The sequence below is a fragment of the Nocardia macrotermitis genome, assembly GCF_009604405.1.
Classification (GTDB): domain Bacteria; phylum Actinomycetota; class Actinomycetes; order Mycobacteriales; family Mycobacteriaceae; genus Nocardia; species Nocardia macrotermitis.
This window is the reverse complement of record NZ_WEGK01000030.1, coordinates 36,153-46,566: the sequence shown is the minus strand read 5'-3', so window position 1 is coordinate 46,566 and position 10,414 is coordinate 36,153. Positions and strand designations below refer to the sequence as shown.

Annotated in this window: 11 protein-coding genes; 5 read left to right on the top strand and 6 right to left on the bottom strand. The window is 67.2% G+C overall.

Annotation, left to right across the window (positions count from 1 at the left end; all coding sequences use genetic code 11):
• Window positions 1-655: 655 nt before the first annotated feature.
• The 5 genes from NRB20_RS36580 to NRB20_RS36560 all read right to left on the bottom strand — a co-directional run bounded on the left by NRB20_RS36580 (window position 656) and on the right by NRB20_RS36560 (window position 4,147).
• A complete protein-coding gene (locus tag NRB20_RS36580; protein WP_153416019.1) occupies window positions 656-1,645 on the bottom strand; it encodes an SURF1 family cytochrome oxidase biogenesis protein in 990 nt (329 codons plus the stop codon).
• Window positions 1,646-1,650: 5 nt separating this feature from the next.
• Window positions 1,651-2,196, bottom strand: coding sequence for a low molecular weight protein-tyrosine-phosphatase (locus tag NRB20_RS36575; RefSeq protein WP_319945862.1), 546 nt, complete (start codon window positions 2,194-2,196; stop codon window positions 1,651-1,653).
• Window positions 2,197-2,420: 224 nt separating this feature from the next.
• Complete coding sequence (locus NRB20_RS36570) at window positions 2,421-2,840, bottom strand: type II toxin-antitoxin system VapC family toxin (protein WP_153416012.1); 420 nt, start codon at window positions 2,838-2,840, stop codon at window positions 2,421-2,423.
• Complete coding sequence (locus NRB20_RS36565; protein WP_153416011.1) at window positions 2,837-3,127, bottom strand: type II toxin-antitoxin system Phd/YefM family antitoxin; 291 nt, start codon at window positions 3,125-3,127, stop codon at window positions 2,837-2,839. Before NRB20_RS36565 ends, NRB20_RS36570 begins: the two co-directional genes overlap by 4 nt.
• Window positions 3,128-3,379: 252 nt before the next feature.
• The gene (locus NRB20_RS36560; protein WP_406603921.1) at window positions 3,380-4,147 is read right to left on the bottom strand and encodes an IclR family transcriptional regulator; all 768 of its coding nucleotides are present in this window, start codon (window positions 4,145-4,147) and stop codon (window positions 3,380-3,382) included.
• Between the two features lie 124 nt (window positions 4,148-4,271).
• On the opposite strand from NRB20_RS36560, the gene NRB20_RS36555 reads away from it, so the two are divergent.
• From NRB20_RS36555 to dmpG, 3 genes are read left to right on the top strand one after another with little or no spacing between them, the layout of a single operon-like run.
• Entirely contained in the window at window positions 4,272-5,117 is an 846-nt protein-coding gene (locus NRB20_RS36555; protein WP_153416010.1) for a 2-keto-4-pentenoate hydratase, read from the top strand.
• Window positions 5,114-6,082, top strand: coding sequence for an acetaldehyde dehydrogenase (acetylating) (locus NRB20_RS36550; RefSeq protein ID WP_153416009.1), 969 nt, complete (start codon window positions 5,114-5,116; stop codon window positions 6,080-6,082). Before NRB20_RS36555 ends, NRB20_RS36550 begins: the two co-directional genes overlap by 4 nt.
• The gene (gene dmpG, locus NRB20_RS36545) at window positions 6,082-7,095 is read left to right on the top strand and encodes a 4-hydroxy-2-oxovalerate aldolase (protein ID WP_153416008.1); all 1,014 of its coding nucleotides are present in this window, start codon (window positions 6,082-6,084) and stop codon (window positions 7,093-7,095) included. Before NRB20_RS36550 ends, dmpG begins: the two co-directional genes overlap by 1 nt.
• A 277-nt stretch (window positions 7,096-7,372) precedes the next feature.
• Here dmpG and NRB20_RS36540 read toward each other — a convergent pair whose 3' ends face one another.
• Window positions 7,373-8,329: an alcohol dehydrogenase catalytic domain-containing protein gene (locus NRB20_RS36540; RefSeq protein ID WP_153416007.1), complete on the bottom strand. Its 957-nt coding sequence runs from the start codon at window positions 8,327-8,329 to the stop codon at window positions 7,373-7,375.
• A 207-nt stretch (window positions 8,330-8,536) separates the two neighbouring features.
• Here NRB20_RS36540 and NRB20_RS36535 point away from each other — a divergent pair, with 207 nt between their 5' ends.
• Window positions 8,537-9,097: a hypothetical protein gene (locus NRB20_RS36535; protein WP_153416006.1), complete on the top strand. Its 561-nt coding sequence runs from the start codon at window positions 8,537-8,539 to the stop codon at window positions 9,095-9,097.
• Between the two features lie 149 nt (window positions 9,098-9,246).
• On the top strand, window positions 9,247-10,281 hold the full coding sequence (cobC, locus tag NRB20_RS36530) for an Rv2231c family pyridoxal phosphate-dependent protein CobC (protein WP_319945863.1): 1,035 nt from the start codon (window positions 9,247-9,249) through the stop codon (window positions 10,279-10,281).
• Window positions 10,282-10,414: the final 133 nt, after the last annotated feature.

Below are 10,414 nucleotides of genomic sequence, written 5' to 3'. Positions count from 1 at the left end.
TGCGACGAGCCATGGTGGGAGGATTGTTTGCAGGTGCGCGGCCGCGGCGGTGGGGTTGGACATGATTGCCCGGAACAGTGAGTCGTGTGGGTTGTCCTGGGCGGCAGTCATATCCGTCACGATAGCGGCGGATTGTGGACATGCCAAGGCGAAATGTTGTGTGACACACCGTGTTTGGAGTGGATATTCCAGTACGGTTGTATCCAGTTTCTGGAATTGGTTGATACTGAGTAGAATTCGATGCGGTCACCGCGTTCCGCAGCCTGGCATCACCCGGATTGCACAGGATTTCGATGCGCAATTTCAGTTCCTCCGCGGCCTTCGGTTCCGCAACGGGTCTGCGCAGAAAGCCGGCCAGCGTCGGCAGCTCGAGTGGTGAGTCGGTAATGCGTGCAGTTTCGACATCAACGTGCCCAGATCACGAGCCGGTGGTCGCCACGGTCCCTCGGGATGAGTAGGTCCAGAAGCTCGCCGTAGCGTCGGCTACTGCGATCGCATGGGAACGCAATGTTCGACCGCACCGAATCGATACCAACCGGCCACCGACCGCGCCAACGATCAATGCTGTCTGATCTTCCTGGCCGTGCACGGATCCTGCGCCTTCGATGCGCTCGGGCTCATCGCCGGAAACGGTGCCCCATCCGTGGTTCGAACCTCAGCGACGTGCCCCGCCATAGCGGTCGGCGAGGCGTTCGGCGTTGGTGCGGGAGCGCGGTTCTGTTGCGGGAAGGGCGGATTCGGTCGGCTTCGAGGTGTCCTCGATGGTGGCGGTTGGTGATGGGGCGGAAAGTGCTGTGGCGGTGGCGGATTCGGCTTGCGATGTGGTGGAGGTCGTTGTCGTGGTTGCCGGTTCGGTGGGAGTGGGGGTGGAATCGGCTGGGGGAGTGGAACGTTCACGGCGACGTTCGCGAATTTCGGCGTATACGAAATAGCCGAGGCCCAGGGGGGCCATCACGCCGAAGGCGATCCACTGCAATCCGTAGGACAGGTATGGTCCCGCGTCGAGTTGCGGGAGGGGCTGGGGGGTGAAGACGCCGGGCTGGTTGTCGCTCAGTTGTAGGTAGCCGCCTGCGCCGCCGGTGGGGATGGTGGTCAGGGGGGTGCCGAGGACGGTGCCGATCTGGGTGGTGTCGATGGAGTAGACCTGGCGGTAGCCGTCCTGGGTCATCGGTTCTTTGCCGGGGATGACGCCCTCGGATTTGCGGACTCGGCCCTCCAGGCGCTGCTGTCCGGGGGGTGGGTCGGCGATGGTGGGCAGGTGGGAGCCGTCGGCCGCGCCGACCAGGCCGCGGTCGACCAGTAGGGTGCGGCCGTCGTCGAGGCGGAATTCGGCCAGCACGCCGTAGGCGGGCTTGTCGTTCAGGCGCTGCAAACGTTCGAGCACGGTCGAGCCGGGCACGTAGGTGCCGGTGGCCGTGACCTGCCGCCATTCGGTGTCCCGGGCCTTCGGATCGGCGAGGAACCGGCCGACCGGGACGGGTGCGGCGTTGACCGAATCGGCGATCAGATTGTTGCGGTGCGAGGTCGAGATGTTCTTGCCCAGCTGCCAGGGCGCGAGCACCGTGAAGCACAGGTAGGCGAACGCGGCGACCACCACGGCCAGGATCGCCCAGCTCGGCCGGAGCAGAAATGACAAGCGGCGCAACAGGTTCATCGCGGATCGCCGTGCCCGCGTGCGGCGTCGGTGGGGTCCTCGAGCCGGTCGCGCACCCAGTCCAGCAGTCCGGGCATGGCGGCCTCGACCTTCTCGCGGACCATCTCGAAATCGTGGTCGTCGCCGTAGTAGGGATCGGAGACGTCGGGCGCGGGGGCGTGCGGGTCGAAACTGCGCAGCAGCCGCCGCCGGGCCGCGGGCACCCCGAGCCGGGTCAGTTCCCGATCGTGATGACTGTCCAGCGCGATGACCATATCGGCGCTCAGATGGTCCGGCCCGATCATCGCGGCCACATGTCCGATCGGATAACCGTGCCGCGCCAGGACCGCGGTGGTACGCGGGTCGGCATCGGATCCGGCATGCCACGGGGTGGTCCCCGCGCTGCTCACCCGCACCCACTCGGTGAGTCCGGCGCGTTCGACGTTCGCGGCGAAGATCTTCTCGGCCATCGGGGAGCGGCAGATATTGCCGGTGCAGATGAATGTCACGTGCAGCTGCCGCGGGCCGGAAGACTCTTGTGACCAGGATGTTTGCGTGGTCACGGGGTCCATCCTGCGAATCTCCTACGTTCTGTGCCGCGTTCGTGTTCCGGTCTGTGGCGATCCACGGCCATCTCGAGCCTGCGCCGAGTCTATCGCTGCCCGGAATGCCGCCTCACCTCGCCGGGGTGTGACGAGGGTGCTTACGGATGGGGTATTCCGACATCGAGCGATTGCCCGATAGGCAGGCTCGAGTGCGCTGGTCTTCGATGACCTGATCGAGACACTCAATGCGGGCTCGGTAGGTCGTCCGGGTAGGTGATGTCAACCTCGCTGATGTCAGCCGCGAAGTCTTTCCGATTGTTCGTAATGAAGCGTGTCGCACCGATGGAAACCGCTGTCGCGAGGTGAACGGCATCAGCCGCCTTCAACCGATACGACGCACCCAGCGAGGCGGCCAGACGAGCGGTCGCCTCATCGACCGGGCGAAGGTCCAGTCGGCCTAGAAGCGCACCGAGTTCCAGTATTTCGGAGTGTGCACCGTCTCGCAACGGCTTGGTCAGCAACTCCGGCAACAGCAATGTGGATCCGGCGCCGGCAAACCGATCACCCGGCGCACTTTCGAACAATGCCCGCACCCGTCGCCCCAGGGGATGTCCGGCCACGGCTGCGTAAATCAGCACGTCCGCATCGAACGCATCGGTCATCGCGCATCCCGCGATGACCGGACGTCCTCGACCAGAGCCTCGGCCCGGGCCGGATCCATACCGGGGAGATCGGTCAGCGCTGCCTTGCGACCCTGCTCGAGCACATCTCTGAGGTGATCCGCTTGCGCGAAGGCGGTGTCGGCGCGGCGAGTAACGAGCACATCCGGCCGAACCAGCGTCGCGACAGCCTGCCCGTGCCGGGTGATCGTGATCTCTTCGCCTCGCTCGACTCGGTCGAGGAGGTCGGGGAGGGTGGCGCGTGCTTCGCTGACGATCACAATAGCCATGTACACGATAGTACATATATGTACCGATGGGCTCCACCTGCTGGGCGGCTGAGTGCGTACCGCAGTCTCGATCGCGGGGAGCGTGGCTCACCGGTGCGGCCGTCGAGAGTGATTGCGTCGATTCCGATGTTTTCACCAGGATCGCTTTGACGGATGACACCGCTGAGTGGGTCGGCGCCGGCAATAGCGAGCGTGTCGGTGCCTGACACGCTGCCGCGCCTGGCCGATGCGGTCGGCGGGTGAGCCACGCGGCTACAGCGGTGTGCTCGACCGCCGAGCCAGAATCGACGCCACTCCCGAGGCCGCGGCCCGGACCGAGGCGGCGTGCGCGTCGGGCCGGAACCGGGTCGCGGGCCCGGTGACCGAGATCGCCGCCAAGGGTTGATCATCGGCGCTGAGCACGGGTGCCGCCACGCACACGATCCCGAGCGTGGACTCCTCGTACTCGTACGCCACGCCCTGTTCGGCGACCTGCTCGAGATGAGCGCGCAACAGACCGGGCCCGACGATCGTGCGCGGTGTGCGGCGCGGCAACGGCCCGGCGAGCACCCGGGCGATATCGGCCGGATCCGAATTGGCCAGCAGCACTTTCCCGATTGCCGTGCAGTACAACGGCATTCGCCCGCCGATGCGGGACGGCGAGCGGGCCTGCCGATGCCCGCCGATCTTGCTGATGTACACGACCTCGTCGCCGTCGAGCACGCCCAGATGCACCGTCTCCCGGGTGCGGGCGAACAGATCCTGCAGGAACGGGACGGCGACCTCGAGCACGGTGCGTTCGGCGGCGGCGCGCATTCCCAGTTCGAACAGACCCCGGCCGAGCCGATAACCGTCCGGCGACGCCGCGAGCAGTCGGGCGGCCACCAGATCCTGCGCGATCCGGTGCACGGTCGCCTTCGCCAGCCCGGTCCGCCGGGTCAATTCCGACAGGCCCACGGCCTGATCTCCGACGTCGAACGCGTCCAGGATCCGCATGATCCGGCCCAGTACCGACCGGTCCTGCAATGCGCCTTCGTCCACGGCTGTTCCTCTCGGTCCACTCAGTGGACCATTTTACTGTTCGTGCACCGGTCCGCTGCGGTGCACTGGCGTCGAGACGAATACTCGACACGACCGACACCCGAGACAAGGAAAGGAGGTGGGCATGCCCGCCACCCCGGACAGCCACGCCGAGGCAGTGGACGAGTCGACCGTCATCGCCGCCGCGCAGCGCCTGGCCACGGCCGCCGCGACCGGCAGCCCCTGCGCGCCGATTCGAGATCTGATCGGCCCCGACGACGTCGCCACTGCCTATCGGATCCAGGAACACTTCAACCGCCTGCGCGTCGCCGGAAAGGTGGTGGTGGGCCGCAAGATCGGCGCCACCTCCGAGGCCGTGCAGACCCAGTTGGGGGTGAACCAGCCCGACTTCGGTGTGCTGTTCGCCGATATGGCGTATGCGGACGGCGACGTCGTCGAGATGTGCCGGTTGTTGCAGCCGCGCGCCGAGGCCGAGGTGGCGTTCGTGCTGCGCGAGGACCTCGCCGAGGGACCGCTGGACGTGGCGCAGTGCCGTGCCGCGGTGGATTACGCGGTCGCGGCGCTGGAGGTCGTGGACAGCCGAATCACCAACTGGGACATATCTTTCGCGGACACCGTGGCCGACAACGCGTCCAGCGGGGTCTACGTGCTCGGCGCCGAACGCCGCACGCTCGCCGAGTTCGAACCCGTCGAGGTCACCATGAGCATGCTGATCGACGGTGTGGAGGTCTCGACCGGCAACGGGGCGGCCTGCCTCGGCGATCCGCTCAACGCGCTGTCCTGGCTGGCGCTGCGGGCCCGCGAATTCGGTGACCCGCTGCGGGCCGGGCAGGTGATCCTGTCCGGTGCGCTCGGTCCGATGCGGCCGGTGGGGCCGGGGTCGGTCGTCGAGGTCGTCATCGGGGGGCTGGGCACCCTGTCCGCCTCGTTCAGCAACAGTTCCGCCACACAGGAGGAGGTCGTCCGATGAGTGAGGACACCGCCCGCACCAAGGTCGCGATCATCGGTTCCGGCAATATCGGCACCGATCTGATGATCAAGGTCATGCGCCATTCCCGCTATCTCGAGATGGCGGCGATGGTGGGTATCGATCCCGACTCCGACGGCCTCGCGCGCGCGGCCCGGATGGACGTGCCGACCACGCACGAAGGCGTCGAAGGGCTGGTCGCGATGCCGGGCTTCGACGATATCGAGATCGTTTTCGACGCCACCTCGGCCAAGGCGCACCAGGCCAACCACGCGCGGCTGGCCCCGTTGGGCAAGCGGCTGATCGACCTGACGCCCGCCGCGATCGGGCCGTTCGTCGTCCCGGCGGTCAACTTCGCCGAGCACCTCGACGCGCAGAACGTGAACATGGTGACCTGCGGCGGGCAGGCGACGATTCCGATCGTCGCGGCGGTCGCGCGGGTCGTGCCGGTGGCGTACGCCGAGATCGTGGCCTCGATCGCGTCGAAGTCCGCCGGGCCGGGGACGCGCGCCAATATCGACGAATTCACCGAGACCACCTCGCACGCGATCCAGGCCGTCGGCGGGGCCGCGCGCGGTAAGGCGGTGATCATCCTGAACCCGGCCGAACCGCCGCTGATCATGCGCGACACGGTGTTCTGCTTGGTCGACGCCGCCGATGAGGATGCGCACGAGCAGATCCGCGCCTCGGTGACCAAGATGGTCGGCGATGTGGCCGCGTACGTGCCCGGATACCGGCTCAAGCAGCAGGTGCAGATCGATCCGATTCCCGCCGATCAGCCGGTGCACACGCTGCTGGCCGACGGCGCCACCGCGGTGCCGACGCATCGGGTGTCGGTCTTCCTCGAGGTCGAGGGCGCGGCGCACTATCTGCCCGCCTACGCCGGAAATCTCGACATCATGACCTCGGCCGCGTTGCAGGTCGCCGAGCGGATCGCCCAGAACGCCCAGAAGCAGGAGAACGCCTGATGACCACACTGTTCGTTCAGGACGTCACGCTGCGTGACGGCATGCACGCGATCCGGCACCGGATCACGCCCGAGAACGTCGGGCGCATCGTGGCCGCGCTGGACGCCGCCGGGGTCGACGCCATCGAGGTCGCGCACGGTGACGGTCTCGCGGGCGGTTCGGTCAACTACGGTCCCGGCTCGCACAGCGACTGGGCGTGGATCGAGGCCGCGGCGGCGAATCTGACCCGCGCGCGGCTCACGACGCTGCTGCTGCCCGGTGTCGGCACGGTCGAAGACCTCAGGCGCGCTTACGATCTCGGTGTCCGGTCGGTTCGCATCGCGACGCACTGCACCGAGGCGGACGTCTCCGCGCAGCACATCGCGACGGCCCGCGAGATCGGCATGGACGTCTCCGGGTTCCTGATGATGAGTCACATGGCGCCCGCCGCCGACCTCGCCGCGCAGGCGAAGTTGATGGAAAGCTATGGGGCACACTGCGTTTACGTCACCGATTCGGGTGGCCGGCTGACCATGAACGGTGTGCGCGACCGGGTCAGCGCCTACCGTGACATTCTCGACGAGACCACCGAGATCGGTATCCACGCGCACGAGAACTTGTCGCTTTCGGTCGCCAATTCCGTTGTGGCAGTAGAGAACGGGGCCGTTCGCGTGGACGCGTCGCTGGCCGGGCACGGCGCGGGCGCGGGGAACACGCCGATCGAGGCGTTCATCGCGGTGGCGGATCTGTTGGAGTGGAAGCACGGCTGTGATGTCTTCGCGCTCCAGGACGCCGCCGACGATCTCGTGCGTCCGCTCCAGGACCGTCCCGTCCGCGTCGACCGGGAGACGCTGACCCTCGGCTACGCCGGTGTGTACTCCAGCTTCCTGCGTCACGCCGAAGCCGCCAGCGAGCGCTACGGAATCGATGTCCGCACCCTGCTCATGGAGGCCGGTCGCCGCCGCCTCGTCGGTGGTCAGGAGGACATGATCGTCGATATCGCCCTCACCATGGTGGCTGAGCAGACCGCGTGATCCACCCGGTGCCGCGATCCGGATCGACAGCATCGATCCGGATCGCGGCACCGGCATACCGCGCGTTTCTCCGTGCCGCCGGGGCTCACCGGATCGGCTACCGAATGTCCGCCAGTGCGCCGTGCTTCAGTCCGGTGGTGAAGGCGGACGCGGGAGGGCCGCCAAGGTCCGAGCGTGCTCTGGACCGGAGGTTCCTACCGCAAGGTTCAGGAGGAACCCTCGTCGTTCACGGCGGGGAGGACCTCGAGGCGGTATCGCGGTCATCTTCGTGACGGCTTCAGAGGTCGATGACGATCTTGCCGTGCACGTGCCGACCGGCTTGGAGTTCGGCGGCGCGGCGAATCTGCTCGATCGGGAACCTCTCCGCGATCGGTACTCGCAGTCGACCCTCCGCGATCAGGCGGGCGATCTCTTCCAGGGCGCCGATCGTGGCGTTCGCGCCGTTGGCTGCCGCGATGCCGTCGACTTGCGTGGCGATGGTGCAGATGCGGCTGTCCCGGATGCCGAGTTCCCTTGCGGCGTACACTGTTTCGGTCCCGTGCAGGTCCATGGCGGCGGTGACGCCGTCGGGAGCGAGAGCTCGGACGCGATCGGCCAGACCCTCGCCGTAGGTGACCGGCTCGGCCCCGAGTTCACGCAGGAAATCGGACGATGTCGCCGATCCGGTCCCGATCACACGCGCCCCCGCGATCCGAGCCAGCTGCACGGCGAACACCCCGACCCCACCCGCCGCACCCCCGATCAGCACCGTGTCGTCCGGCCCGAGAGCAACTGCGGCAAGGGCAGCCGATGCCGTGCGACCAGCGATGGTGAGGGTGGCGGCGGTGCGATCATCGACGCCGTCCGGGGTGCGGTGAGCCTCGTTCGCCGCACTCCCTTCGACCGTATCGATCACCACGAAGTCGGCCGCCGCACGAGACAACGCACCCCCGAACACCCGATCGCCAACCGCGAAACCAGCCACCCCACCCCCGACCTGATCGACCACTCCGGCGTAATCCGTCCCGAACCCGACCGGAAGACTCAACCCGAACCGAGCAGCGGTATCCGCATCCGCGGTCATAATCCAGTCCATCGGATTCAGCCCCGCCGCCCTGACCCGCACCCGAACCTGCCCCACCCCAGCCCGCGGAGCCTCAACCTCCCGAACATCCAAAACCTCGGCCCCACCGAACGATTCGAGCCGAACCGCCCGCCCCTCACCCACCAGCCGCCGATCACCCTGTTCCCGCATATGCACCCGTCTCCTTGAAGCCGAAGGACCACATCAAATCGGATCACGCTCCGTTTACGAACGACCGTAACACAACCGGAGCGTGATCCGTTTCTGTCGATGCGAGGACCCGCCCGCAGTCGGGCGTGGGCAACACCCGTGAGATCGCCGAATATCCCGACGTCACTTGCGCCATGATCACCGCTGTCGCTGTCGCTGTCGCTGTCGTTGTCGTTGTCGTTGTCGTTGTCGTTGTCGTTGTCGTTGTCGTTGTCGTTGGCGTTGGCGTTGCCGTTGCCGCTGCCCTTGGCCTTGCCGCTGCCGCTGTCGCTGTCGCTGTCGCTGTCGCTGTCGCTGTCGCTGTCGCTGTCGCTGTCGCTGTCGCTGGCGCTGTCGCTGGCGCTGCCGCTGGCGCTGGCGCTGGCGCTGGCGTTGTTGTTGCCGTTGGTGGTCTCGCTGGCGTTGCTGTTGGCGTTGGCGTTGCTGGTGTTGCTGTCGGCGGTTCCCGCTGGCCGCTGTCGCTGGCCGCTGTCGCTGGCCGCTGTCGCTGGCCGCTGCCGTTTGCCGCTGGCCGCTGCCGCTGGCCGCTGTCGCTGGCCGCTGTCGCTGGCCGCTGCCGTTTGCCGCTGCCGTTTGCCGCTGCCGCTGGCCGCTGTCGCTGGCCGCTGTCGCTGGCCGCTGTCGCTGGCCGCGTCCGCCGGTGATGGCGCTGGTATTGGTGTTGCCGTTGGTGCCTCTGATGACGGTGGCGGTGACGAGGTGTTGTGGGTTGGGCTGTCGGCCGGGTGATTCTCGGGGTATGCGAGTGACCTTGGTATTCGGCGGTGTCGGGGCTTACCGCTGCGTCGGATCGGTGGGTGGCGCGACGTAGGGTGGCTGGTGTGTCAGAGGAGATCGTGGTGGAACGGGAAGAGGGACCCGTGTCCGGGCGTGGGGTTGTGGGGGATGAGGTGGATGCGGGCAAGTTGCGGCATCACGGGGATGTGGATGTGCGGCCGGGGATGTTGGATTTTGCGGTGAATGTGCAGGGGGAGGGGCCGCCTGGTTGGTTGCGGGAGCGGCTTGTGGGGCGGTTGGGTGGGTTGGGGCGGTATCCGGGGGAGGGGGAGGATCGGGCGGCGCGGGACGTTGTTGCGGGGCGGCATGGGCGGGGGGCGGATGAGGTGTTGTTGCTTGCGGGGGCGGCTGAGGGGTTTGTGATGTTGCCGAAGTTGGCTTCGCGGCTGGCTGCGGTGATTCATCCTTCGTTCACCGAGCCCGAGCTGGCATTGCGTGAGGCGGGGGTTGCGGTCGCTCGCGTCGTGTTGGATGAGCCTTACGTGCTCGATCCCGCGTTGGTGCCCGAGGAAGCCGATCTGGTGGTGCTGGGTAATCCGACCAATCCGACATCGGTACTGCATCCCGCCGAGACGATTCGTGCGCTGCGGCGGCCCGGACGGGTAGTTGTGGTGGACGAAGCGTTTGCCGATGCGGTTCCCGGGGAGCCGGAATCGCTTGCGGGGCAGTCGTTCCCGGATGTCCTGGTGTTGCGGAGTCTCACCAAGACCTGGGCGCTGGCCGGTCTGCGCTGCGGATATTTTCTGGGCCCGCCGGATCTGCTGGCGCGGCTCCGGCACGGTCGCGCGCACTGGCCGCTGGGTGCGCTGCAACTGGAAGCCATTGCGGCAACGGCAGATCCGGCCGCGATCGCCGAATCACAGTCTCGCGCACAACATATCGTCGCCGATCGCGCCGCGATGATCCCGCGTCTGCGCGCACTCGGCATCGAAGTCCACGAACCCGCCGACGGTCCCTTCCTGCTGATCCGGGTGCCCGACGCCGAGCTGCTTCGCAAACGTCTCGCCGGTGTGGGCGTCGCGGTCCGGCGCGGGGACACGTTCCCGGGCCTGGGACCGGGCCATTTACGCCTCGCAGTCCGCGCCGAAGCCGAGGTGGATCGCCTGATTGAGGCGCTACGTCAGGTCGGCATATAAGTGCCGCCCTCATACTCGTGTCCCGTTCGATCGCGTCCGATGTGTGCCGGTTCGTTGCCCGGTGGCCGAGGTGAATCGCCTTATCAAGGCGCTGCGCCAGGCCGGGATATGAGCGCTGCCCTCGTACCCGTGT

Bases quoted from the DNA above. Each gene is read 5' to 3' on its own strand.
- NRB20_RS36570 (WP_153416012.1), bottom strand. From the start codon at position 2,840: ATGACCGATGCGTTCGATGCGGACGTGCTGATTTACGCAGCCGTGGCC.
- NRB20_RS36565 (WP_153416011.1), bottom strand. From the start codon at position 3,127: ATGGCTATTGTGATCGTCAGCGAAGCACGCGCCACCCTCCCCGACCTC.
- NRB20_RS36555 (WP_153416010.1), top strand. From the start codon at position 4,272: ATGCCCGCCACCCCGGACAGCCACGCCGAGGCAGTGGACGAGTCGACC.
- NRB20_RS36550 (WP_153416009.1), top strand. From the start codon at position 5,114: ATGAGTGAGGACACCGCCCGCACCAAGGTCGCGATCATCGGTTCCGGC.
- dmpG (WP_153416008.1), top strand. From the start codon at position 6,082: ATGACCACACTGTTCGTTCAGGACGTCACGCTGCGTGACGGCATGCAC.
- NRB20_RS36540 (WP_153416007.1), bottom strand. From the start codon at position 8,329: ATGCGGGAACAGGGTGATCGGCGGCTGGTGGGTGAGGGGCGGGCGGTT.